This window comes from Solwaraspora sp. WMMD406, assembly GCF_029626025.1.
Classification (GTDB): domain Bacteria; phylum Actinomycetota; class Actinomycetes; order Mycobacteriales; family Micromonosporaceae; genus Micromonospora_E.
In genome coordinates this window covers 6,138,360-6,161,963 of record NZ_JARUBF010000001.1, presented here as the reverse complement: position 1 = coordinate 6,161,963, position 23,604 = coordinate 6,138,360, and the positions used below count along the sequence as shown (strand labels likewise).

At 71.1% G+C, this 23,604-nt stretch carries 18 protein-coding genes and 1 pseudogene; 12 read left to right on the top strand and 7 right to left on the bottom strand.

Translation table 11 applies throughout. From position 1 onward, the window contains the following. Positions 1–205: 205 nt before the first annotated feature. From O7632_RS27350 to O7632_RS27340, 3 genes are all read right to left on the bottom strand, one after another. On the bottom strand, positions 206–1,699 hold the full coding sequence (locus O7632_RS27350) for a metallopeptidase TldD-related protein (RefSeq protein ID WP_278118430.1): 1,494 nt from the start codon (positions 1,697–1,699) through the stop codon (positions 206–208). A gap of 20 nt (positions 1,700–1,719) precedes the next feature. Beyond that, positions 1,720–3,156 (bottom strand): TldD/PmbA family protein, encoded by a 1,437-nt coding sequence (locus O7632_RS27345; RefSeq protein WP_278118428.1) that lies wholly within the window; start codon positions 3,154–3,156, stop codon positions 1,720–1,722. Between the two features lie 103 nt (positions 3,157–3,259). Beyond that, positions 3,260–5,443, bottom strand: a complete 2,184-nt coding sequence (locus O7632_RS27340; protein WP_278118426.1) for a prolyl oligopeptidase family serine peptidase — start codon at positions 5,441–5,443, stop codon at positions 3,260–3,262. Between the two features lie 51 nt (positions 5,444–5,494). On the opposite strand from O7632_RS27340, the gene mshB reads away from it, so the two are divergent. The 3 genes from mshB (at position 5,495) to O7632_RS27325 (ending at position 7,549) form a co-directional block, all read left to right on the top strand. After that, positions 5,495–6,442 (top strand): N-acetyl-1-D-myo-inositol-2-amino-2-deoxy-alpha-D-glucopyranoside deacetylase, encoded by a 948-nt coding sequence (gene mshB, locus O7632_RS27335; protein WP_278118424.1) that lies wholly within the window; start codon positions 5,495–5,497, stop codon positions 6,440–6,442. After that, positions 6,439–6,981 (top strand): hypothetical protein, encoded by a 543-nt coding sequence (locus tag O7632_RS27330; protein ID WP_278118422.1) that lies wholly within the window; start codon positions 6,439–6,441, stop codon positions 6,979–6,981. Before mshB ends, O7632_RS27330 begins: the two co-directional genes overlap by 4 nt. A 103-nt stretch (positions 6,982–7,084) precedes the next feature. Beyond that, the gene (locus tag O7632_RS27325; RefSeq protein ID WP_278118420.1) at positions 7,085–7,549 is read left to right on the top strand and encodes a hypothetical protein; all 465 of its coding nucleotides are present in this window, start codon (positions 7,085–7,087) and stop codon (positions 7,547–7,549) included. On the opposite strand, the gene O7632_RS27320 is transcribed toward O7632_RS27325, so the two are convergent. Further along, positions 7,518–8,627: a GNAT family N-acetyltransferase gene (locus O7632_RS27320; protein ID WP_278118418.1), complete on the bottom strand. Its 1,110-nt coding sequence runs from the start codon at positions 8,625–8,627 to the stop codon at positions 7,518–7,520. The genes O7632_RS27325 and O7632_RS27320 overlap by 32 nt on opposite strands. Before the next feature lie 79 nt (positions 8,628–8,706). Between O7632_RS27320 and fdxA the strand changes: the two genes are divergently transcribed. The 5 genes from fdxA (at position 8,707) to O7632_RS27295 (ending at position 18,099) form a co-directional block, all read left to right on the top strand. Next, the gene (fdxA, locus tag O7632_RS27315) at positions 8,707–9,033 is read left to right on the top strand and encodes a ferredoxin (RefSeq protein ID WP_278118416.1); all 327 of its coding nucleotides are present in this window, start codon (positions 8,707–8,709) and stop codon (positions 9,031–9,033) included. 17 nt (positions 9,034–9,050) lie between these two features. Next, a complete protein-coding gene (dapC, locus tag O7632_RS27310; protein WP_278120438.1) occupies positions 9,051–10,184 on the top strand; it encodes a succinyldiaminopimelate transaminase in 1,134 nt (377 codons plus the stop codon). Between the two features lie 128 nt (positions 10,185–10,312). Then, positions 10,313–11,065 (top strand): SIMPL domain-containing protein, encoded by a 753-nt coding sequence (locus O7632_RS27305; RefSeq protein WP_347403606.1) that lies wholly within the window; start codon positions 10,313–10,315, stop codon positions 11,063–11,065. Positions 11,066–11,364: 299 nt separating this feature from the next. Beyond that, entirely contained in the window at positions 11,365–14,601 is a 3,237-nt protein-coding gene (locus O7632_RS27300; protein WP_278118414.1) for an EAL domain-containing protein, read from the top strand. Between the two features lie 132 nt (positions 14,602–14,733). Continuing rightward, positions 14,734–18,099 carry a S8 family serine peptidase gene (locus O7632_RS27295; protein WP_278118413.1) on the top strand — a complete coding sequence of 1,122 codons (3,366 nt, stop codon included), beginning with the start codon at positions 14,734–14,736 and terminating at the stop codon, positions 18,097–18,099. A gap of 86 nt (positions 18,100–18,185) precedes the next feature. On the opposite strand, the gene dapD is transcribed toward O7632_RS27295, so the two are convergent. After that, positions 18,186–19,166, bottom strand: a complete 981-nt coding sequence (dapD, locus tag O7632_RS27290) for a 2,3,4,5-tetrahydropyridine-2,6-dicarboxylate N-succinyltransferase (RefSeq protein ID WP_278118412.1) — start codon at positions 19,164–19,166, stop codon at positions 18,186–18,188. A 128-nt stretch (positions 19,167–19,294) separates the two neighbouring features. On the opposite strand from dapD, the gene dapE reads away from it, so the two are divergent. Beyond that, on the top strand, positions 19,295–20,374 hold the full coding sequence (dapE, locus tag O7632_RS27285) for a succinyl-diaminopimelate desuccinylase (RefSeq protein WP_278118410.1): 1,080 nt from the start codon (positions 19,295–19,297) through the stop codon (positions 20,372–20,374). 106 nt (positions 20,375–20,480) lie between these two features. On the opposite strand, the gene O7632_RS27280 is transcribed toward dapE, so the two are convergent. Next, positions 20,481–20,636 (bottom strand): hypothetical protein, encoded by a 156-nt coding sequence (locus O7632_RS27280; RefSeq protein WP_278118408.1) that lies wholly within the window; start codon positions 20,634–20,636, stop codon positions 20,481–20,483. A gap of 570 nt (positions 20,637–21,206) precedes the next feature. Then, positions 21,207–21,344 (bottom strand): transposase, encoded by a 138-nt coding sequence (locus tag O7632_RS27275; RefSeq protein WP_278118406.1) that lies wholly within the window; start codon positions 21,342–21,344, stop codon positions 21,207–21,209. Between O7632_RS27275 and O7632_RS27270 the strand changes: the two genes are divergently transcribed. The 3 genes and pseudogenes from O7632_RS27270 to O7632_RS27260 all read left to right on the top strand — a co-directional run bounded on the left by O7632_RS27270 (position 21,343) and on the right by O7632_RS27260 (position 23,565). Continuing rightward, positions 21,343–21,972 (top strand): transposase, encoded by a 630-nt coding sequence (locus O7632_RS27270; RefSeq protein ID WP_278118404.1) that lies wholly within the window; start codon positions 21,343–21,345, stop codon positions 21,970–21,972. The genes O7632_RS27275 and O7632_RS27270 overlap by 2 nt on opposite strands. Positions 21,973–22,005: 33 nt before the next feature. Continuing rightward, positions 22,006–22,863: pseudogene (locus O7632_RS27265) on the top strand (TIGR00730 family Rossman fold protein); the annotation flags it as partial. Positions 22,864–22,977: 114 nt separating this feature from the next. Beyond that, complete coding sequence (locus O7632_RS27260; protein ID WP_278118402.1) at positions 22,978–23,565, top strand: TIGR00730 family Rossman fold protein; 588 nt, start codon at positions 22,978–22,980, stop codon at positions 23,563–23,565. The last annotated feature ends 39 nt before the right edge of the window (positions 23,566–23,604 follow it).

Genomic DNA, 23,604 nt, shown 5'->3' with positions numbered 1-23,604 from the left:
TGGCAGCGGCGCCGGTCACAGATCAGGGGGGATCAGCCGGCGACGGCTCGGTGGGATCGGCCGGTCACGGCTCGGTGGGATCGGCCGGTCGCGGTCGGCGGGCGGCGCAGTCGACCAGCCTGCACCACCCGCCAGCGGACCCACCAGAAGTGAGGTATGCCTAACCTAAATTCCAGGCTGGTCGGCGTCAATACCCAAACCAGGGTCAGCCGGTGGCCCCGCCGGTGATCTGCCAACTCGCCAGTCGTAGCGCGGGGGCCTGCCAGGACGTGTTGTCCCACGCGTCAGGCAACCGTGCGGCCCGGCCGCCGATGCCCGACACCGCGCCCGGTGCCAGGGCGGCCGGGTACGACTGGGTGAACCGTAGGTTCCGCAGCGCCGCGACGATCTCGCCCTCCTCGACCAGCCACACCCCGTTACGGGTCAGCCCGGTCACCACCAGACTGCGGGGGTCGAGCACCCGGGTGTACCAGAGATCGGTGACCAGCAGACCCCGCTTCATCGACGCGACCAGGGCCGCGCTGTCCACGTCGGCCGCCGGCCCCGGCACCTCCCCGCCAGGGCCGGGCCGGACGGCGTCGCCCGGCGGTGGCTGCTCGCCGGCCGGTGGCTGCTCGCCCGGCGGTATCTGGTCGCCGGGCAGCAGACGCAGATGTTGAGCGACCGGGCCCCACGACACGTTGCCCGGCGCGGCGTGTCCGGTGGAGACGGCGCCGGCCTGGGCCGCCGTACGCCGGTCATGGGTGACCGCCACGGTGACCCCGGAGTCCACCAGCACCGTAGGGGCAGTCGGCGTGCCCTCGGCGTCGAACGGCATCCCGCACCCCGACAACGGGTCGTCGACCAGGGTGATCGCCGAATCGAACTGCGCCGCACCGAGCTCGACGAAGGACCGCCGTTCGTAGTGGGCCTTGCCGGCGAACCCGTTACGGGCCAGCATCTGCAGCAGGTCCACCACCGCCGTCGGCTCCAGCACCACCGGATACCGCCCGGGGGCGAGGTCCACCGGATGCCGTCCGGCGCGCGCCTTCACCGCCGCCCGCGACCCCAGCACTGTCCCGTCGACGTCGACCAGCCGCGCGGCGGCCAGACGGGCCACCCCGTCGACGCCGCCCGCGCGGACCACCCCGTCCATCGCCGCCTCGGCCGCCCGGCCACCCGCCTGCTGGCCGGCGCTGTTGGCGAACCCGGCCGACCGGTGGGCGGTACGGCAGTAGCCGGCACACTCCTCGCCCTCGGCCGCGGCGACGAAGTCCCGGACCAGGGCGGCGCGCTGCGCCGGCCCGGCCTGTGCCGTCGCCTCGTCCCACCCGTCCCCGATCAGCAGCGCCGACGGCGAGGTCAACCCCGGCCAGCCCGGATCGGGCGGACAGAGCCGGGCCGCCGTCAGTGTCCGCTCCACCAGGTCGACGAGCCCGTCGGCGTCGGTGATCGTGGTCGACCCGATCGCCGTACGGCCGTCGACGTGCAGCCGCAGCCACACCGTGCTGGTCGCGTCGGCGACGTTCTGGTGGATGAACGAATTGGCGAACCGGGTCAACGCCAGCGCGCGATGATCGACGAACGCCTCCGCCTCGACGGCCGCCCCGGCCGCCCGGCGGACCAGCTCCACCACCCGCCCGGCGAGCTCGGTCTCCGCCGCCGCCCGTACCGTCCCGGCCGCCGCCTGTGCCGTCCCGGCCCTCGCCTGTGCTGTCATGGCCGATTCTCCGTTGGTGCTCAACCTCGTACTCCGACTCGTACCCCGGTGAACCGCGCGGCGGCCGCCGGATGACCGGTGTGTCCGACCTGACCCGGCTGGCCCTTGCCGCAGTTCGGGGTGCCCCAGGCGACGGTGTCGCCGGCGAGCATGTCCATCGAGCGCCAGAAGACCGGCCCGATCCCGGTGTAGGTCGGGTTGCGCAGCATCCGCCCCAACCGGCCGTCGCGGATCTCCCAACCGATCTCGCACCCGAACTGGAAGTTCAACCGCTTGTCGTCGATCGACCATGATCGGTTGATGTCCATCAACACCCCGTTGTCGGTGGCGGCGATCATCTCCTCCAGGGAGTGCGGCCCCGGCTCCAGACCGACGTTGGTCATCCGGACCATCGGCAGCCGGGACCAGCCGTCCGCCCGTACGCTGCCGCCGTAGTCCAGGCCCGCGACGGCGGCCGAGTCCCGCCCGGCGAGCACGCCCACCCAGCGTCCCTCGCGGACCGCGTCCCGCTTGACCGCCGGCGATCCCTCGTCGTCGAACCCGAAGCTGCCCAACGCGCCCGGGATGGTCGGATCGATCGTGATGTTCATCAGCTCGGACCCGTATCGCAGGCTGCCCAGCTGGGCCAGATCCAGCCAGGAGGTGCCGGCGAACGCGGCCTCCCAGCCCAGGATCCGGTCGAGCTCGATCGCGTGTCCGACCGATTCGTGGATCTGCAGCGCCATCTGCTCGCTGCCGAGGATCAGCGTGGTCTCCCCGGCCGGGCAGGGCGGCGCGGTGAGCAGGGCCCGCGCCTCCTCGGCGATCCGCGCCGCGTGCGCCGGCAGGTCCAGCTCGTCGACCAACTCCCAGCCACGGGTGCCGTACTGGCCGCGATAACTCGGATAGGACCGCCGTTGGGTCTCTCCGTCGCCGATCACGGTTGCGGACAACCCCGCCCCGCACTCCCGGATCCGCTGGTCGATCCGGTGTCCGGCACTCGACACCAGCCACTTGCTGGTGTCCCAGATCTGATACAGCCCCTCGGCGATGTCCGCGCCGTGCTCGCACATCGTGCGGGTGGCGCCGACCAGCAGGTCGCCCTTGTCCGACAGCGGCACCGACAGCGGATCGACCAGGCAGATGCTTTCCCAGCTCGCGGTACCCGCGCCGGTCGGCACCAAATCGATCGGCGGACCCGGCACCTGTGCGCTCGCCGCGGCGATCTTCGCGGCCCGGCCACCGGCCGCCCGGGCGGCCGGCCCCGACAGATCGGGTACGGCGTAGAAGCCCCAGCTCGATCCGACCAGTGCCCGTACACCCAGCCCGGCGTCGGTGTGCTGCACCAGTGCTTCGATCTCGCCGTTACGGGCGGTCATCGACTCGTAGCGGCGGTGCATCACCCGGGCATCCGCGTAGCGCGCCCCCGCGTCCAGGGCCGCCTGCACCGCGGCGGTGGCCACCTCGAAGTGCGTCATGGGCTCGACCCTATGCGACGCCACCTCACGAGTCGCAGCCGTCGATCTGGGCCAAATCCGGTCAGCCAGGCGCGGCGGAACCGGCCGTCACGACGCGAGCTCGTCACGACGCGAGCTGAAGGAACTCCAACTCGAGCCGGAGGACCTCGGCGGCGTCCGGACCGACGCCGGTGGCCAGCGGTAGCACCCCGTGCGGCCGGCCGGCGGCCAGCAGCGCCGCCGACAACCGCAGGGTGTGCGCCGCCGGCGTCTGCTGATCGAGGAGTTGGTGCACCAGCAGCAGCGGCCGGTGCGGGCCGGACACCGGCTCCGTCGCCGATTCGACCAGGCTGTGGTGCGGGTAGATCTCCCCGCCCTCCTCGGGCAGACCCAGGTAACGCTCGGCGTACGCGGTGGCCGCCAACTCCCAGTCGGCGATCGGGCTTTCCGCCACGGCCGCCCGGAACAGTTCCGGGCGGCGCAGCACGGCCAGCGTGGCGAGCCAGCCGCCGAAGCCACGACCACGGACCACCACCCGACCGAGATCCAGATCCGGGTGCTTCTCGGCGAGCGCGGTCAACGCGTCCACCTGATCGGCCAGCAGTACGTCGGCGAGCCGCCGGTGCACCACCTTCTCGAAGCTGGGTGCCACTCCCGGCGTACCCCGGTTGTCGACGCAGACCACCGCGAACCCGGCATCGGCCCACCACTGTCGGGCCAGCCAACTGGTTTGCTCCGCGCGGACCTGCTGGTGGCCCGGCCCGCCGTGCGTCTCCAGCAGCACCGGCAGCCGTCGACCGGCGACGTGCGTCTGCGGATACAGCACGGCGCTGGGCAGCCGCCGGTCGGTGACCCGCTCCAACGCCGGTCGCGGGGTGACCGTCGGGGCGGCGGCCAGCGACCTGAGGACGCCGATCTCGGTGCCGTCCCGCCAAGTGGTCCAGCGCACGCCGTGGTGGTCGAGCGCGGCGGCACCCACCGCGAGCACGTCGCCGCCGACGGCGCCGTGGTGCCAACCGGGATTGGTGGTGATCCGGGTGGCGTCCAGTCCGCTGGAACCGGCGGCGGTGCGGACCCGGTAGAGATGCTGCTCGCTCGGTTCGCCCTCGCTCGCCTCGACCAGGAGGTCTGGGGTGGTGTGCCGGCCGGGTAGCCGACCGACGACCCGGCGTACGTACAGCGCGGCCGGGGTGAGCAGGGTGCCGTCGGCGAACAGGCAGCGGGCGTCGTACCCGTCGTGGGCGAGTTCGCCGCCGACCAGCACCCGGCCGTCGGGCAGATAGCAGGGGGTGCCGGGGATCGGCTCCACCCATCGGGGGTCGGCCAGTTCGGCGTGTACCTGCGTCTCGCCGGTGCGCGGGTCGATGGAGAGCACCAGGCCGTGCTGTTGCAGCCGGCGCAGTACGGTGATCAACGGCCCGTTGTCGGACCAGTCGACCGACACCAGATAGGGATAGGTTTCCCGGTCCCAGTGCACGTCGACCCAGCCGCCGTCGAGGTCGAGCAGGTGCAGGGTGACCTCGGCGTTCGGGCCACCGCAGAAGGGGTACGCCCGGTTTCGCGGTGCCCGTCGCGGGCTGGCCGGGTCGTCGAGGTGCCACCGCGGCAGTCGGGACTGGTCCACCCGGGTGGCGAGGATGCTCGCGCCGTCCGGGGACCACCAGTAGCCCCGGTCACGACCGAACTGCCGGGCCACCGGGTCGGCCACCGCCCAGACGATGTCGCCGTCCTCGCCGGCGAGCAGCGTGTCGGTGCCGTCGGGGTGCACCACCCGCAGCCGTCCGGGTGCCGGATCACCCCACGGGTCCCCGGCGGGCACGGCACGGTCCACGGTGTGCGACCGGTCCACGGTGTGCGACCGGTCCGATGCGGGCGACCGGTCCGGGAGGTCCGAACTGTTCGACACGTACGCGATCCGTCGGCCGGTCGGGTCCGGCCGAGGGTCGGTGACGGTGCCGACCGCCGATACCTCGACCACGTCACCGTTGATCAGATCCGCCTGGAACAGTCGGCCGGCCAGGGTGAAACTGGCGACCCGGGCGGCCGCGTCGGTGGCGTACCGGTCGATCCCCACGCCGGTGTGCGGTGCCGCGGAGCGGTGGTCCCGGCCGGCGAGCAGCCGGGCCGGGTCGGCGATCTGGCGTTCCTCGCCGGTACGGGTGTCAAGCGACCACAGTCGGTCGGCGGGATCCTGCGGCCCGCCGGAACGGAGGAACACCACTCGCGCGCCGTCGGTGCCGACCGTCACCGCCCGTGGCGCGCCACGGGTGAATCCACTGGTACGAGCGGCTAGCTCCGGAAACTCCACTCCCGGATCGTAGAACCGGCTGTTCAGCGATGGGACCGGTAATTCGAGTGGATGCCCATCCGGCGTAAAGTTGCCCGGGTGACCGACCTCGCCGCTCGACGGCTTCTGCTGGTGCACGCACATCCTGACGATGAGGTGATCGGTACCGGTGCCACGATGGCCCGTTACGCCGCCGCCGGTGCCCACGTCACCCTGGTCACCTGCACCCTCGGTGAGGAGGGCGAGGTGCACGTCCCGGCGTTGGCCGGGATCGCCGCCGGGCAGGCCGACCAGTTGGGCGGCTACCGGATCGCCGAGCTGGCGGCGGCCTGCGCGGCGCTTGGCGTGGCCGACCACCGGTTCCTGGGCGAGGCCGGCCGTTACCGGGACTCCGGCATGATGGGGCTGCCCACCAACGACCATCCTCGGGCGTTCTGGCAGGCCGATCTCGACGAAGCGGCCGGATACCTGCTCGACGTGATGCGAGAGCTCCAGCCCCAGGTGGTGATCACCTACGACGACAACGGGTTCTACGGGCACCCGGACCACATCCAGGCGCACCGGGTGACCATGCGGGCCGCTGAACTGGCCGCCGCAGCCGGGTTCGGACCTGCCAAGATCTATTGGACGGCGATGCCCAAGAGCGTTCTCGCCGCCGGCATCGACGCGTTCCGGGGGGCCGCCAACAACCCGTTCGCCGGTGTCGAGACGGCCGACGACCTGCCGTTCGGGACGCCCGACCCGGAAATCGCCGCGCGGATCGACGGCACCGAAGAGTACGCCGCGAAGGTCGCCGCGATGCGCGCGCATGCCACGCAGATCCCGGACAGCTCCTGGCTCTACTCGATCGCCGGTAACTTCGGCGGCGAGTTCATGGGCGTGGAATACTTCACCCTCGGTTACGGCGACCGTGGGCCGGGCGCCGGGCCGTACGGCTGGGAAAGCGACCTGTTCGCTGGCGTACCCCTCGTCGGTCCGCCGGGTTCCGGCCCGTCGGTCGCTGGAGCGCCGCTTCGGTGACCTGGCCTGGGACGTCCGACCAGCTGACGGCGGTGGAGGACATGGTGCCGGTGGCCGAGCCGTCGGCGCCGGCCCGCTGGCGCCGGTTCGTCGATCTGGGGCTGCGCACCGTCGGCGGCGTGCTCGCCACCGTCGCGGCGTTGCTCGCCGCCGTCCTGGAGTTGCTGCTGGCCACCGTACGGGTCGGTGGACACCTGGTGGGAGTCTCGGTCCTGATCGCGGTGGTCACCAACGTGGGGCTCAGCTGGTTCGCGGTCCGGGTGGTCGGTGCCCGGTGGGCGTTGGCGTTGCCGGCGGCGGCCTGGTTCGCGGTGATGGTGCTGGCGGCCGGTGGGACCACCGAGGGGGACATCCTGCTGGCGGGGAACAACTGGGTCGGGTTCGCGGTGATCTTCGCGGGGGCGATCGCCTACGCCGTGATCGCGTTCCGCATGATCCTGTCCCAGCCGGCGGCGGCTCGGCGTACGCCGCCGTCACCGCCCGGATCGGACGGCGGGATCGGACCGACCGGTGGGATCGGACCGACCGGTGGGAGCTGACGCGACCGTCGTTGACTCCCTAGAATTTCGGTACGTCGAACCGATCGACGTTCTCGGTGTGAGTCTGTGCGGTCTTTCGGTGTGCATCTGATCGGAGGTAGCGATGAGGCAGCGATGGCTGCCGGTCGGTGTGCTCGCGGTGGCACTGTTCGCGGTCAACGTGGTGGCGAGGCTGATCACCCGGTTCGCGTTCGATACGGACAGCGAGGTGCAGGATCGGCTCTCGTTGGCGATGTTCGCCGTCATCGCGGTCGTTCTCGGTTCGGTCGCGTTCGTCTGGGGCCGGCGTAGCCCGGTCGACCGGTGGAGCGGCGACCTCGCCGCGACGGTGCTCGCCGCGCTGGTGTTGACGATCTTCGTCGGGCCGTTCGTCAGCGGTGACCACGCGTTTTCCAACGGGGCCGGGGCGTTCTTCTCCCAGGTATGGCTCTATCTCGGTTTCTCGCTGGGCGGGATCGTGATCGGCTATCTGCTGCTCACCGCGCTCGGCTGGGACTACCGGTCGCAGTCGCTGAAGCGGTACGCGGAGACCAAACTCAGCAAGCCGCGTCGAGTGGTCCGTCGCTGACCGCCTGCCAGGGCAGGTACGCGTGGTGCGTGGTGAAGCCGAGCCGACGGTAGAGCTCGGTCGCCGGGTTGCGCTGCTCGACCTGCAGAAACGCGGTCCGGGCACCCATCTCGTGTCCGGCCCAGTGCGCGATCGCCCGCAGTAGGTGCGTCGCCAGGCCGCGACGACGTGCCGACGGCACCACCTCCACCAGGAGCACCGCGCACCAGTGGCCGTCGGCGCTGAGCGAGGCACGGGCGATGGCCAGCAGGTCGTCGCCGTCGGCCAGGTGTGCGAACCGCACCGAGTTGCCTGTCGTGAGCAGATGGCGTGCCGCCGCCGGCAGCGTGACCGAGTCTCCGGTGGCACCGGTGCCACCGGTAGTGCCGGTGGAGGTGGTGCCGGCCGGGCCGGCGGCAGCCGGGGTGGCGGCGTCGGGCCGGGTGGGGGACTTGCTGGCGGTGGCCAGAGCGAGCCATCCCGCCGATGGTCGCGGGTCGAGCCGTACCGCCGGCAGGTCGGGTCGTTCGGTGGCGCGGGCCACCAATTCGGCCAGCGGCGCCGTCTGCACCAGCACCAGCGGCCGGGTCCGCCACCCGCCGCCACGGGCGAGTTCCTCGGCGACCGGCGCGGCGGCCGGCAGCGGTACGTTGAACTGCGGTGGGAGCCCGCGCTCGGCGTACCAGGTCCGGACCGCGTCGATCGCGGCCGGCAACGGTCGGCCGGGGTCGCCGAGCGGCAGCGCCGAGTTGGCCCGTCCGGTCCACCCGTCCGCCGCCCGCAGTAGCCAGTCGCCGAGGCGGTGCTGTTCCGGCGCGGGCCACGCTTCGTTGGCCACCAGCTCCAACCGGGTGACCCGGGCGGCGTCCCGGCTGGCGGCCTGGCGGGCCGAGGTGCTGGCCGAGGCGGGCACGATCTTGCTGCGGTGCACCTCGGTCAACGGCACCTGGCGCGGGCCGTGCCGGGTCAGGACCGTGAGCTCTGTCTCGGTCATCTCGGCGAGCAGGCCGAGATGATCGGTGTAGCGCGGACGGCCCGCGCCGACACCTATAATCTTGCGGACTACCACGCGGCGTCCCACATCCTGTGGCCGGAGCACGATCCACCCCCTCTCCGGCGAGATACTAGGCTCGAACTGCCGCGGGCGATCGCGGCATGTCGTGCGGAGAGGAAGGCCAGTGACCTACATCATCGCCGAGCCGTGCGTCGATGTTCTCGACAAGGCATGCATCGAGGAGTGCCCGGTCGATTGCATCTACGAGGGCAATCGGATGCTCTACATCCACCCCGATGAGTGCGTCGACTGCGGTGCCTGCGAACCGGTCTGTCCGGTCGAGGCGATTTTCTACGAGGACGACGTGCCGGAGCAGTGGAAGGACTACACCACCGCCAACTACGAGTTCTTCGAGGATCTCGGGTCCCCCGGCGGTGCTTCCAAGATCGGCAAGGTGGAGAAGGACACGCCGTTCGTCGCCGCCCAGCCGCCTCGCGGAGATGCACACTGACTGCCGGTAGAGCGGGTCTGGCGGTCGGTCCGGTCGGCGAAGCCGACCGGTCCCGTCGCCGGGCCCGCTCCGCTGACCTGCCGGATTTCCCGTGGGACCTGTTGGAGCCGGCCAAGACGCTCGCGGCACGGCATCCCGACGGGATCGTCGACCTTTCGGTGGGTACCCCGGTCGACCCGGTGCCCGCCACCGTCCAGGAGGCGTTGCGGGCGTCCTCGGACACCCCCGGCTACCCGATGACCGCCGGCTCGCCACAGTTGCGGGCGGCCGTACGGGACTGGTGCGTCTGCTGGTGCGACGCCCCGACCGACGGTCTCGGGGTACTCCCGACGATCGGCTCCAAGGAACTCGTCGCCGGTTTGCCCGCCCTGCTGGGGCTCGGATCCGGCGACGCCGTGGTGATTCCGCAGGTCTGCTATCCGACCTACGAGGTGGGCGCGCGACTGGCCGGTGCCGACGTGGTGCGGACCGACTCGCTGACCGCGATCGGTCCGACCAGCCGCGTCCGGCTGGTCTGGGTCAACTCGCCGAGCAATCCCACCGGGCAGGTGCTGCCCGTCGCGCATCTGCGCAAGGTGGTCGCCTGGGCCCGGGAGCGGGGCGCGGTGGTGGCCAGTGACGAGTGCTACCACTGCCTCGGCTGGGAGGAACAGCCGGTGTCCATCCTCTCCGACCAGGTCAACGGCGGGGACCTGAGCGGACTGATCGCGGTGCATTCGCTCTCCAAGCGCAGCAACCTGGCCGGCTACCGGGCCGGGTTCGTCGCCGGTGACGAGCGGATCGTGCGGGAGCTGCTGGCGATCCGGAAGCACGCGGGGCTGATCGTGCCGGCACCGGTGCAGGCCGCGATGATCGCCGCCCTCGGTGACGAGGACCACGTACGGGATCAACGTGCCCGGTACGCCGCCCGGCGAGATCGGCTGCGCGCGGCCCTGACCGGTGCTGGTTTCACCGTCACCCACTCCGCCGCCGGCCTCTATCTCTGGACAGGTCGCGACGAGGACTGCTGGTCGACGGTGGACTGGTTCGCCAGCCGCGGCATCCTCGTCGCTCCTGGATCGTTCTACGGCCCAGCGGGTCAACACCAGGTGCGGGTCGCTCTGACGGCGAGCGACGAGCGGGTCGCGGCTGCGGTCGCGCGGCTCGGATAGCCCGGTCCCGTAGCACGGTCGAGTGGCACGGTCCCGGCCACGGGGACCGGCGGGTCGACGTGGTCGGGCCGGCAGTGGTCGGTCCGCTGGGATGGCTCGGATCGGCGGCCGGCCGTAGGCTGGCTGACATGGCGGATGACAGCGTGAGCCGCGGCGACCAATCGGTATCCGGTGACCGGTCGGTGTCCAGCGACCGGCCGGGTGGCCGCGCGCAGGTCGCCCCCGTTCTGGCGGTACGGGGTGAGACGACCCGCGAGGTCCCGCCCGAACTCGCCCGGTTCAGCGTCACCGTGACCGCCCGGGGCAAGGACCGACCGGGCACTCTGGCCCGCCTCGCGGAGCGCGGCGACGCCGTTCGGTCCCTGATCGACGGTTACGGACCGGCGATCGAGCGCCGGGAGACCGGCAGCCTGCTGGTACGGCCTGAGCTGAAGCGCTCGAGTGAGCGGGTCAGCGCCTACCACGCCAGCGTCGGCACCACCGTCACGGTGGTCGACTTCACTGTGCTCGGTGAGTTGATGCTCCGCCTCGCCGACCAGGATCAGACCCGGATCAGCGGTCCGTGGTGGGCGTTGCGCCCGGACAGTCCGGCCCTGGCACAGGCCCGTCGGGCGGCGATCGACGAAGCGATCAGCCGGGCGCGGGAGTACGCCTTGGCTCTCGGCGCCGAGGTGACCGGGCTGATCGAGCTCGCCGACCATGGCATGTCCGCTCCCCAGCCGATGATGCTGCGCGGTGCAGCCCGTGGTTTCGGCGCGATGGAGATGGCCCCGGGCGAGGTTCCCGAGATCGACCTCGACCCGCAGGTGCAGACCGTGCACGCCGTGGTCGAGGCCCGCTTCGCGATCAGCCCGCCGACGGTGCTCGACGGAACACGCTGACCCGGCGGCGACGGCGCGCTATTCGTCCGCCCTGGTGAACCGTACTGTCCGGCCGCCGTGGCGGGTCCGATCCACAATTGCCGCCCACACCGGCAACTCATCGTCGGTGACCATTGTCCGGCAGAGGTATGGCAAAGTGCTTCTCCGACTGGTAAACCGAGCGGTGGATGTGTCGTCCTCCGTCGGTAGGCGGATTGGACGCCGCCTGGCGTGCCGTCCGCGCCCGACGGTCATCCAGCACGTGGCCTGAGGGGAGGCTTGTGTCGGTCCGGAAACGCATCAGCGGGTACGCCATCGTGATGATCGTCCTGTCGGCCGGGGTGTTCGCCGCACCGGCCTGGCATCCGTTCATCTGGCCGGCGCTCGGGGTGCTCGGCGGCGTCGGCATCGTATTCGGCATCCGGCGGTACCGGCCGAAGCGGGTGCTTGCCTGGTGGTGCCTGGCCGCCGCAGTGGTCACTCTCGCGGCCGGTGACACGGCGTATGCCGTATTTCCGGATTCGATTTTTACGGAACTTTGTTATCTGGTGGTATTCGTCCTGGCCGCGGTCGGGCTGTTCAGCCTCACCCGGGGCGCACGCGTGATCGGTGACCGAGCCCGACTGCTCGACGTCCTCACGTTCCTCTGCACCGCCGCGTTGCTCGCCTGGATCTTCCTCGTCGGGCCGTACATCACCGCGCCCGGGCTCAGCCAGGCGCAGCGGTCCTTGCTGGCCGCGTACGCCCTCGGCGATCTGCTGATCCTGGCGGTGATGATCCGGCTGTTCGCGACGAACCCCCGTACCCCGGCGCTGTTGCTGCTGATCACCGGCGCGGCCGGGATGTTGGTCTCGGACGTCCTCTACGGACTGATCACGCTCGGAGCACAGTGGCAGCCGGGCGGGCCGATCGAATCAGGCTGGCTGCTGCTCTACGCGAGCTGGGGAGCGGCCGGCCTGCATCCGTCGATGGCGGATCTGTCCGAGCCCTTGGACGTGGAACAGAGCAAGGTCAGCCGGCCCTGGGCGGTGCTGCTGATCCTCGCCACGATGATCGCCCCGGCGATTCTGCTGGTCGAGGCGATGACCGGCCGGGTCCGCGACGGTGCCATGCTCGCGATCACCTCTGCTGTGGTGTTCGCGTTGGTCCTCAGCCGGTTCGGCGACGTCCTCGCGGCACATCGGCAGACCGTACGGCGGGAGCAGGGTCTGCGCGACGCGTGCGCGGCGTTGGTGTCCGCTGCCGACGTCGGCGAGGTGGATCGGGCCGTCCGGGCCGGTGTGGCGCGGATCATGCCGGAGGGCGTCGAGCATCGGATCGTGCTGGTGCTCAACCGGTCCGGCGGGGTGCCGGCGTTGGCGAGCAGCATCTGGGGTCCGGCGGTCCCGGCGACCGCGTCCGGCACCTTGACCCCGTCGACGATCGCGGTACGGCGGACCCGTCTGCTGCGGCGTCCGGCGCTCGCGCCGGTCCTGGCCCGGCAGCTGGGGGCGTTCCCGTTCGCTCTGCTCTGCCCACTGGTGTTGCCGGAACGCCGGCCCGCCGGCCCGCCGGTCGACGATGCCCGGGTCAACGGTCGCCGACCGGCCGGCGGCCTGATCGCCGGGCGCGGCGTGTCCGACGGCCTGAGCGCCGGACGCGGCACCCTGCCCGACGCCGGATCGGGTGCCGTCGGCCGATGGCCCGGTCCTGCCGCTGGCGCTGGCGCCGGCTCCGGTGTTCCGGGCGCTGGTCCCCGGGCCGGTGTGCTGCTGGTGTCGGCGGAGACTGCCGTACTCGGGGTGTTGCGCGACGCGATCGAGGTGCTGGCGGGTCAGGCCGCGATGGCCCTGGAACGGGTGCGGCTCGGTGACGAGATCAACCGACGGGACGCCGAGGCGTACTTTCGGACCCTGGTGCAGCACAGTTCCGACGTCATCCTGATCGTCGACGACGGCGACCGGATCGGTTACGCCAGTCCCGCGATCGAGACGGTGCTCGGCCGTACGGCACCGGCCGGGACGACCGTTGCCGATCTGGTGGATCCGGACGACTGGGAGCGGGTCGCCGAAGGGCTCGGCCTGGTCCGCTCGTCCGGCGAGCCGCGTGACTGGGAGGACTGGCGGTTGCGGCACGCCGACGGCGGCGTGGTCCAGGTCGAGGTGCGTTGTCGGGACTTGCGCACCGACCGGACCGTACGGGGACTGGTGATCACGTTGCGGGACGTCACCGAACGGCGGCGGCTGGAGCGGGAGTTGACGCATCGGGCGTTCCACGATTCGCTGACCGGGCTGGCCAACCGGGTGTTGTTTCACGACCGGGTCCAGCAGGCGGTGGTCCGGGCCCAGCGGGGGAGCCACGACGTCGGGGTGCTCTTCATCGATCTGGACGACTTCAAGGTGGTCAACGACACGATGGGCCACGCGGCCGGTGACGAGCTGCTGATCGCCGTCGCCAACCGGTTGGCCGTCACCTTGGGCTCGGCCGACGCCGTCGCGCGACTGGGCGGCGACGAGTTCGCCGCGTTGATCGACGACGCGGCCGACCCGACGGTGGTCGAGCGGATCGCCGAGCGGGTGGTGGCCGCGTTCGCCGAGCCGTTCCGTCTGGCCGACCGGGTGGTCGGCGGGGCGGTCACCGTCGGCGTGGCGACGACCGTCGACGCGACCGGCACCGAGGAACTGCTCCGCCACGCCGACCTGGCGCTGTATGTGGCGAAGCGGGCCGGCAAGGGGCGGTGGCGGCGCTATCAGCCGGCGTTGCACGTCAGCCTGGTCCGCCGGATGGAGTTGCGGGCCGCGCTGGAGCGGGCGGTGCCGGAAACGGACTTCGCAATCGAGTACCAGCCGATCGTCGATCTGGCCACCGGTGACGCGGTCGGTCTGGAGGCGCTGCTGCGTTGGCGGCATCCGACGCTGGGGCTGCTGCAGCCGGTGCAGTTCATCGAGCTGGCGGAGGAGACCGGTCTGATCGAGCCGATCGGCGACTGGGTGCTGGGTCGGGCGATCGCGGCGGCGACGCGCTGGCCGGCGTGCCCGTCGTCCGGCCGGGTGCCGTACGTGAGTGTCAACGTGTCGGCCCGGCAGTTCCGAGGTACCGGCTTCATCGGGAAGGTCCAGCGGGAGCTCGCCGCTGCCCGGTTGGATCCCAGCCTGGTGATGTTGGAACTCACCGAGAGTCTGCTGCTGGGCTCCGACGATCACATCTGGGCTGATCTGGCGCGCTTGCGGGAGCTCGGGGTCCGGATGGCGATCGACGATTTCGGCACCGGCTTCTCCGCGCTGGGCTACCTGCGTCAGCTACCGATCGACGTTCTCAAGATCGACCGTTCGTTCACCGCCGAGATCGCGGACTCGCGCCGGCAGCGGTCGCTGGTGGACGGGATCATTCGCCTGGCACACACTCTCGACCTGGATGTGGTGGCGGAAGGCATCGAGACGGTTGTCGATCGCAACCTGCTGGGTGATCTGGGCTGCGGGTTCGGGCAGGGTTTCCTCTTCTCCCACCCCCTCGGTGACACCGACGTGGTCCCCTGGCTCGGCGGCCATCAGCCAGTCGTGTCGCCGTCGCATCACTAATTGTTGATCTTGCGACGGCAAAGTGTCTATTTTGCCCCGTGTTTCGAAGTGCCTAAGGGCATATCCGGTATGTAACTCTGGGACCTCGCACACGACCTTGACGTCTCGTCCGACGTCGATCGGGGAGGTTCCATGCACTCAGTCCGGACAGTCACGGCCGCCACCCTCGCGGCCGTCCTCGTCGCGACCGGGATCGGCTTCGCCCAGCCCGGCGTCGCCTCCGCCAACCGAGCGGCGGCACCACCACCCGCCGCCACCGACCAACCAGAGCCCGCCCACACCGTCACACTGATCAGCGGGGACCAGGTCGTCCGTACCGCCGAGGGGACCGCCGTGCGACCCGCGCCCGGTCGGTCCCACCTGAGGTTCATCACCCGCCACGGCGCGGACGGCCAGTACGTCGTACCGATGGACGCGCAGCCGCTGATCGCCGCCGGGGTGCTCGACCGCCAACTGTTCAACATCACCAACCTGATCTCGTACGGCTACCACGACGCCGCCCGAGACGATCTGCCGTTGATCGTCGCCTACCCCGACGGCGTCGCCAGCCGGGCCGAGCTGCCCGCCGGCCTGCGGATCACCCAGGAACTCGCGGCGATCGACGGCGCGGCGGCCCGCGCCGGCAAAGCGACCGCCGCCAGGTTCTGGGCCGGGCTGACCAACGCGGCTACCGCCACCGAGGGCCCGACCCGCAGGCCGTACCGCATCTGGCTGGACGGCAAACGGCGACTGCTGCTCGACCGCAGCGCCGCGCAGATCGGTGCCCCGGCGGCGCACGCCGCCGGTCTGACCGGTGCCGGCGTGACCGTGGCCGTCCTCGACAGCGGGATCGACGCCACCCATCCCGACCTCGTCGGCACGGTGGCGCGGTCGCGGAACTTCACCGACGATCCCGATCCGGCCGACCTGGTCGGGCACGGCACCCACGTCGCCTCGATCATCGCCGGCAGCGGTGCGGCCTCCGGCGGAGCCAACCGTGGCGTGGCACCGGACGCCACCTTGATCTCCGGCAAGGTCTGCGAATCGTCGTGGTGCACCGAGTCGGCGATCCTGGCCGGGATGCACTGGGCGGCCGAGCGGCAGGACGCCAGCGTGATCAACCTCAGCCTCGGCGGCTGGGACTCGCCGGAGATCGACCCGCTGGAGCAGGCGGTCGAGACCCTGACCGCGCGGACCGGAGCGCTGTTCGTGATCGCCGCCGGCAACTCCGGCCAGGAGCGGACCGTCGCCTCACCGGGCAGCGCCGACGCCGCCCTGACCGTCGGCGCGGTGGACCGCGACGACACCCTGGCCGACTTCTCCAGCCGAGGCCCGCGCACCGGCGACGACGCGGTCAAGCCGGACCTGACCGCGCCCGGCGTCGGGATCGTCGCCGCCCGCGCCGCCGGCACCACGCTCGACGAGCCGGTCGGCGAACACTACGTCGCCGCTTCCGGCACGTCGATGTCGACGCCGCACGTGGCCGCCGCCGCGGCGCTGCTCGCCCAGCGGCGACCCGACTGGGCGGCCGGCCAGCTCAAGGCGGCGCTGATGGCGTCGGCCGCACCGTCCGCCGGGGCCACCGCGTACCAGCAGGGTGCCGGCCGGGTCGACGTGGCCCGAGCCGTCACCCAGCCGGTGACCACCCAGCCGGCCAGCGTCTCGTTCGGGCGCAGCGCCTGGCCACACCACGACGACGAGCCGGTGGCCAAGACGGTCACCTACCGCAACAGCGGCACCGAACCGCTGACGCTGACGCTGTCGCTCGGGGCCGTCGACCCGACCGGTGCGCCCGCCCCGCCCGGCATGTTCACCCACGACGCCACCGAGGTGACCGTCCCGGCCGGCGGCACCGCCGACGTGACGGTGACCACCGACACCAGTGTCGAAGGACCGGACGGCGTGTACTCCGGGCATCTGGTGGCGACCGGTGGCGACGTCGACGTGGTCACCCCGTTCGGGATCCACAAGGAGGTGGAGAGCTATCAGGTCACGTTGCGTCACCTCGACCAGACCGGCGCGCCGACCACCGGCTACTGGACCCTCGCCATCGGTCTCGACCAGCCGGTGGACGCGATGCCCTGGAGCGACGACCCGGACGGCGAGGTGACCCTCCGGCTGCCGGCCGGCCGGTACGGACTCACCAGCGTCGTCGAACGACTGGTCGGCGAGCGGGAATGGCAGACCGCCGTACTGGCGGAACCCAATTTCCGGCTCGACGCCGACGCGACCGTCACCTTCGACGCCCGTGCCGGCAAACCGGTGCGGATGAGCATCCCCGAGGAGACGGCCCGGACCGCGCTGGTGGACGTCAGCCTGCGGTTCGAACGCGACAACGGCGGAGCCGGCGTCGGTCTGCTGACCGAGAGCTTCGACGGACTCACCACCGGGCAGTTCGGCACGCCGCCGCCGGACGGTGAGTTCTCCTCCGCGATCGCCAGCCAGTGGCTGCGCCCGGACGACGAAGGCGGTTTCGCCGACAGTCCCTACTTCTACGGGCTCAGCGAGCTCTTCGCCGACCGGCTACCCACCGGCCTCACCCGGACCTACCGGCCACGGGACCTGGCCACCGTACGGCACCAGTTCCGGGGCACCAACCCGGGCGGCGGCACCGACCGGTTCGTCTTCCCCGGACACACCGGCCTGGATCCGGGTGCCTGGGCGATCGTCGTACCGGTCGAGTTGCCCGGGGTACGGGTCGAACACCACAACGTCACCCGGACGCTGAGCTGGAGCAGCTACCTCGAGTTCTCCCGGCCGGTCGAGGGGGAGGACTGGCCGCAGTACACCGCGCTGCTCGTGTCACTGCCGCAGCGCTACCAGCCGGGCAAAGGTACGCAGGACACCTGGAACGCGGCCCCGTACGGTCCGGCCTTCCCGGCGTCGCCGTCGCCGAGCGGCTGGGTCAGCCGGCAGGGCAACCTGATCGCGGTCGACATACCGATGTTCAGCGACGCACACGGCCACCCGGGTACGTCGCTGACCAGCACCGCCCGGACGGCGCTCTACCGGGACGGCAAGCTGGTCGGGCAGACCGAGGAGCCCGGGTACGGGTGGTTCGAGGTGCCCCGGCGACACGCCGACTACCGGCTGGAGGTGTCGGCGACCCGCGACGTCAGCGACCTGTCGACCACGGTCAGCGGGATCTGGACGTTTCCGTCCGGGCCGGTGGCGCGGCAGCGGACCGACCTGCTGCCGGTGCTCGCGGTGCGCTTCGCGCCGAAGCTGGACCCGGCCAACACCGCCCCGGCGGGCCGGGTGGTGGATATCCCGTTCACCGTCACCCACCAGCCCGGGGTGACCGGCATCGGGGTGCGCAAGCCGACCGTCGAGGTCTCCTACGACGGGGGCGACAGTTGGCAGCGGGCCGAGGTCACCTCGGCCAAGGCCGGGTGGACCGCCACAGTTCGCCATCCCAAGCAGGACGGGTACGTGTCACTGCGCGCCACGGTCGTCGACCGGGCCGGCAACACGCTGGAGCAGACGATCCACCAGGCGTACCGGATCACGGTGCGCTGACCGCGTGACCGGCTGGTGATGCCCGCGCGGCCGTGGCACCGCTCATCAGGGTCGGCCCTGATGAGCGGTCCACGACCCGCGCGGGTTCAGTCGTTGGCGTGCAGGGCGGCGTTGAGCGCGATGCCGGCGCCCGTGCGGGGACGGGCCTCCAGCGCCCCGGTGACCGAGTTGCGCCAGAACAGCAGCCCGTCGACGCCGGACAGGTCCCGGGCCTTGACCACCTGGCCGTCGGGCAGGGTCACCTTCGCGCCGGCGGTGATGTAACAGCCCGCCTCGACCACGCAGTCGTCGCCGAGCGAGATGCCGATGCCGGCGTTGGCACCGAGCAGGCTGCGCTCCCCGATGCGGATCTTCTCGGTACCGCCGCCGGAGAGCGTACCCATGATCGAGGCCCCGGCACCGACGTCGGAGCCGTCCCCGACCACGACGCCGGCCACGATCCGACCTTCCACCATGGAGGTGCCGAGGGTGCCGGCGTTGAAGTTGCAGAACCCTTCGTGCATGACGGTGGTGCCGGCGGCGAGGTGGGCGCCGAGGCGGACCCGGTCGGCGTCGGCGATCCGCACCCCGGACGGCACCACGTAGTCGGTCATCCGGGGGAACTTGTCGACCCCGTACACGGCGAGGTGCCGGCCGGCGGCGCGTTCGATCATCCGCAGCTCGTCGACCCGGTCCGGCGGGCACGGCCCGGCCGAGGTCCAGGCCACGTTGGCCAACTGGCCGAAGATGCCGTCGAGGTTGAGCTCGTTGGGCCGGACGAGGCGGTGGGAGAGCAAGTGCAGCCGCAGGTACGCGTCGGCGGTGTCCTTGATCGGGTCGGCGAGCGAGCCGATCTCGGTGACCACCGCTTCGGTTCGCAGTCCGGGCAGCGCGCGGGGGCCGAGTGCCGCCGCCGGCAGACCGGACGACCCGTCCGTGCTGTCCGTGTCGTCCGTGCCGTCCCCGGCCGGCGCCGGCCGTTCGCCGAGCCCGAGCTGGCCGGCGGGGTACCAGGTGTCCAGCACCTGACCCTGCTCGGTGATGGTGGCCAGGCCGATGCCCCACGCGGGCCGCGTCGAAACCGTCACCGCACTGGTCGAAACCGTCACCGCACTGTCGCCTTCCCGATCGGGTACGTGTCGGAGCCGGCCGACCTCCTGGCGATTGTGGCCATCGGTGGGCGGGCCGACCCTGTCGAGACGGTACCGTGCCAGCCATGGTGAACCCGCTGAGCCCCGAGGTGTTGGCCGATCCGGTGACGTTGACCCGCGCGTTGGTGGACATCGAGTCGGTGTCGCGCGACGAGGAGCGCATCGCCGACTGTGTCGAGCAGGTGCTGGACGAGGTGCCCTGGCTGACCACCACCCGTTTCGGCAACACCGTGATGGCGCGCACCGAGCTGGGCCGGCCGCAGCGGGTGGTGCTGGCCGGGCATCTGGACACCGTCCCGTTGGCCGACAATTTCCCGTCCCGGCTGGTCGGCGACCTGATCTACGGCTGCGGTACGTCGGACATGAAGTCGGGGGTCGCTCAGGCGCTGCATCTGGCGGTCGACGTGGCCGCCCCGAGGTACGACGTCACCTATCTGTTCTACGAGGCCGAGGAGATCGACTCGCGGTACAACGGGTTGCGGCTGGTGTCGCAGGCGCACCCGCAGTGGCTGCTGGCCGACTTCGCCGTACTGCTGGAGCCGACCCACGGTGTGGTCGAAGCGGGCTGTCAGGGCACCATGCGGGCGGTGGTCACCACCAGCGGTCGCCGGGCGCACTCGGCGCGGTCGTGGCGGGGAGTGAACGCGATCCACGCGGCCGGAGAAGTGCTGCGTCGGCTTGGTGAGTATCGTCCGCGTGCCGTGAAGATCGACGGCTGCGAGTATCGCGAGGGTCTCAACGCGGTCCGGATCGACGGCGGGGTGGCCGGCAACGTGATCCCGGACCGGTGTGAGGTCGAGGTGAACTACCGGTTCGCGCCGGACCGCGACGAGAAGCAGGCCGAGGCGCATGTGCGCGAGGTCTTCGACGGCTTCGCCCTCGACGTGGCGGATGTCGCCGGCGGTGCACTGCCCGGGCTGACCTCGGCCCCGGCTCAGGAATTCCTGGCGGCGGTGGCGCGGCCAGCGGTCGCCAAGCTCGGCTGGACCGACGTCGCCCGGTTCGCCGCCCTCGGCATTCCCGCGCTCAACTTCGGACCGGGCGATCCCAACCTGGCCCACGCGCCCGACGAACACGTGGAAATCGACAAGATCCGTCAGGGGACCGCGACGCTGCGCCGTTGGCTGGCCGGAGCGCCCGACTGACCGGCGTTCACCGTCGGCGCGGGCCCGACTGGCGTGCCCGACTGAAAGGTGTACGGCGGAGCCCCCGGGCTCCGCCGTACACCGCGCCGATCAACTGATCACCCGATCAGCCAACCAGCATCTGCTCTGAATCGGTGGTGGCGTCCGCGACCGGCTCGGTCGAGTGGGGCCGCCCCCCGGCCATCCGACGTTCGGCCACCACGGCTTGGATTCGGCGATGCATCTGCCGCCGAACCCGCATCAATTCGCTGCGTGTCATCATGATTGCTCCTCCCCCCGAAGGTGCCGTGACGGCGTCCTCCCCACCGCCCGGCGCACCAAGTATCTGTCAACACAGACGTACCCGCACCCGATTTGGTTGCACCTGCGGCTAACTTCCCCGCGAATTGCGGCCGACCCGTTACCCGCGCTCGTTCTCGCGCTCCTTCTCCGCCTGTCGCGCGCCCTCGGCCGGCACCGTCGCCGATCGTGTCGACGTCACGGCTTCGTCCGCACTGGACCCGGCTGACCAGTGTCGCCACCAGCCCGACCCGGACCGCTACCGGAATGCGGGCCAGTGCTCCGGCCTTCAGGCCGGGGGTGAATGCCCGCGCTGGGAGGGCCGCCAGGCCCGAGCAGTGCCTTGACCGGGACGGTTCTGCTGCTCGATGTACTGCTTGATGAAGAGTGAGTAGTAGAGGCTCCTCGCCCGGAACTTCCTCCTCGGGCTGCTACACGGCCGACAGCAGCCGATCGTCGTCGTGCTGGGCGAGGACGACAACGAGACGTCGTGCTTCCTCATCGCCCGCGGCAAGGATCACCGGCTCGGCGCGGGTCGTCTGGCTCGGGACGCTCAGCGGTGCGCCGCCGACAGACCGGCGAAGTACGAGCCGGACCAGAGTTGTTGGCCCGGTAGTAGTGGCTGCACCAGGTCGGGGAACTCCTGCCGGCGGCGGCGCGAGGAGACGCCCTTGAGGCACTTCGCGGTCATGTCCGACGGCACGAAGATCACCGCCCCGGGGTTTCTGCGCCGGGCGGCCCGCAAACTCAAACGGTTGCAGCAGGCCCTCGCGCGCAAGCAGAAGGGCAGCAACCGCCGCGAGAAAGCCATCGTGCGGGTCGCTCGCGCTCATGCGCGGGTGGCCGACACCCGGCGGGACTGGCAGCACAAACTGTCCACGGCGATCATTCGCGACAACCAAGCGGTGTACGTCGAGGACCTGTGCGTTGTTGGTCTCGGCCGGACCCGGCTGGCGAAGTCCGTGCACGATGCGGGCTGGGCCGCCTTCACCCGCATGCTGGAGTACAAGGCGGAGCGGTACGGGCGCACCTTCGCCCGGGTGGACCGGTGGCTCCCGTCCACCCGGATGTGCTCCGACTGCGGCCGGATCAACGAGAAGATCGCGTTGAACGTCCGGGAGTGGGACTGCCCGTGCGGCAGTCACCACGACCGGGACATCAACGCCGCCATCAACATCAAGGCCGCCGGACAGGCGGACTTCAACGACCGTCGAGCGCGGGTAAGACCAGGGCTTGTCCCGGCACCGCGCAGTGAAGCGGTAACCTACCCGGACGCCGCGTGTTCCACACGCAGCGTGGAGGGAATCCTCGTCCTTTAGCTTTAGGGCGAGAAGGATGTCAAGGTTGACCAGATGAGGCAACTGAACAATCGGCCGGCGGAACCCGGCCAGCTGTCGGCGGAACCCGACCAGCCCGGACCGGAGCGCCACCGGGGGGCGGTGACGCTCCGCCGGGACGCCATTCATCGCGGTACGGCGGACCAAGGACTGCTCGATTCCCGTACCCGTGGTGAATGGAAGACCAAGGACGCGTGGCGGGCGTTGCGCATCCTGTCGGAGTTCGTCGAGGGCTTCGACACGTTGGCCGACCTTCCGCCGGCGGTGAGCGTTTTCGGCTCCGCCCGCAGCGGACCGGACAGCCCGGAGTGCCAACTCGCCGAGCGGCTCGGGGCTGCCCTGGCCGCCGCCGGTTACGCGGTCATCACCGGTGGCGGTCCGGGCGTGATGGAGGCGGCCAACCGGGGCGCGGCCGAAGCCGGCGGTGTCTCGGTCGGGCTCGGCATCGAGCTGCCGTTCGAGCAGGGAATCAACGAGTGGGTCGACGTCGGGATCAATTTCCGGTACTTCTTCGCCCGCAAGACGATGTTCGTCAAGTACGCCCAGGCCTTCGTCGTGTTGCCCGGCGGCTTCGGCACCATGGACGAGCTGTTCGAGTCGCTCACCCTGGTCCAGACCGGCAAGGTCACCCGGTTTCCGGTGGTGCTGATGGGCGTGGCCTACTGGTCCGGGCTGATCGACTGGCTCCGGGACACGATGCAGGCGCAGGGCAGGATCGGTCCCGCCGATCTGGATCTGATCTGTCTGACCGACGACGTCGCCGAAGCCGTCGCGCACATCGTCGACGCGGACGCGGCACTCGCCGCCGAACAGGAGGCCCTGCGGGACACCGCCTTGGCGCAGACCCGGGCCGAACGTGCGGCGGAGGCGGACGGGTCGGGGGACACATCAGCCCCGGTCGGGTCGGGGGACACACCCGACGGCGCGACCGAGAACCATCGACCGGACGAGAACGTCGGGGCGGACGAGAATGTCGGAGGCTGAGCCATGGCAGCGATAGGCGTCTTCTGCGCCTCGTCGAGCACGCTCGATCAGCGGTGGCTCGATCTGGCGACCGCGACCGGACACGAACTGGCGTCGCGGGGCCACTCCCTGGTCTCCGGCGGCGGATGCGTCGGGATGATGGGCGCGCTCGCCGACGGTACGCGCTCCGGCGGTGGGTACACCCTCGGGGTGATTCCGCAACCCCTGGTCGACCTCGAAGTGGCCGACACCGCCTCCGACGAGTTGGTCGTCACCGACGGCATGGCCAGCCGCAAGACACTCATGATCGAGAAGTCCGACGCCTTCGTCACCCTGCCCGGTGGCCTCGGGACACTGGACGAACTCTTCGAGGTCTGGACCACGGCGGTGCTGGGGATGCACCGCAAACCCGTGGTCCTGGTCAACGCCGACGGGTTCTACCAGGGCCTGCTGGACTGGTTGGACCGGCTGGCCGACACCGAGTTCGTCCGGCACAGCGCCCGGGACCTGCTGCTGGTCGCCGACTCGGTGCCGGCGGCCATCGACACGATCGAAGCCCGGCTCGACGCGATCGAAGCCCGGCTCGACGCGACCGATGCCCGGCTCGGCTGAGGCCGTACCGCCGATCGGACGGCCGTGGTCCCCGGCGCG

Bases quoted from the DNA above. Each gene is read 5' to 3' on its own strand.
- O7632_RS27350 (WP_278118430.1), bottom strand. From the start codon at position 1,699: ATGACAGCACAGGCGAGGGCCGGGACGGCACAGGCGGCGGCCGGGACG.
- O7632_RS27345 (WP_278118428.1), bottom strand. From the start codon at position 3,156: ATGACGCACTTCGAGGTGGCCACCGCCGCGGTGCAGGCGGCCCTGGAC.
- mshB (WP_278118424.1), top strand. From the start codon at position 5,495: ATGCCCATCCGGCGTAAAGTTGCCCGGGTGACCGACCTCGCCGCTCGA.
- O7632_RS27325 (WP_278118420.1), top strand. From the start codon at position 7,085: ATGAGGCAGCGATGGCTGCCGGTCGGTGTGCTCGCGGTGGCACTGTTC.
- O7632_RS27305 (WP_347403606.1), top strand. From the start codon at position 10,313: ATGGCGGATGACAGCGTGAGCCGCGGCGACCAATCGGTATCCGGTGAC.
- O7632_RS27300 (WP_278118414.1), top strand. From the start codon at position 11,365: ATGATCGTCCTGTCGGCCGGGGTGTTCGCCGCACCGGCCTGGCATCCG.
- O7632_RS27295 (WP_278118413.1), top strand. From the start codon at position 14,734: ATGCACTCAGTCCGGACAGTCACGGCCGCCACCCTCGCGGCCGTCCTC.
- dapE (WP_278118410.1), top strand. From the start codon at position 19,295: ATGGTGAACCCGCTGAGCCCCGAGGTGTTGGCCGATCCGGTGACGTTG.
- O7632_RS27280 (WP_278118408.1), bottom strand. From the start codon at position 20,636: ATGATGACACGCAGCGAATTGATGCGGGTTCGGCGGCAGATGCATCGC.
- O7632_RS27270 (WP_278118404.1), top strand. From the start codon at position 21,343: ATGTCCGACGGCACGAAGATCACCGCCCCGGGGTTTCTGCGCCGGGCG.
- O7632_RS27275 (WP_278118406.1), bottom strand. From the start codon at position 21,344: ATGACCGCGAAGTGCCTCAAGGGCGTCTCCTCGCGCCGCCGCCGGCAG.
- O7632_RS27260 (WP_278118402.1), top strand. From the start codon at position 22,978: ATGGCAGCGATAGGCGTCTTCTGCGCCTCGTCGAGCACGCTCGATCAG.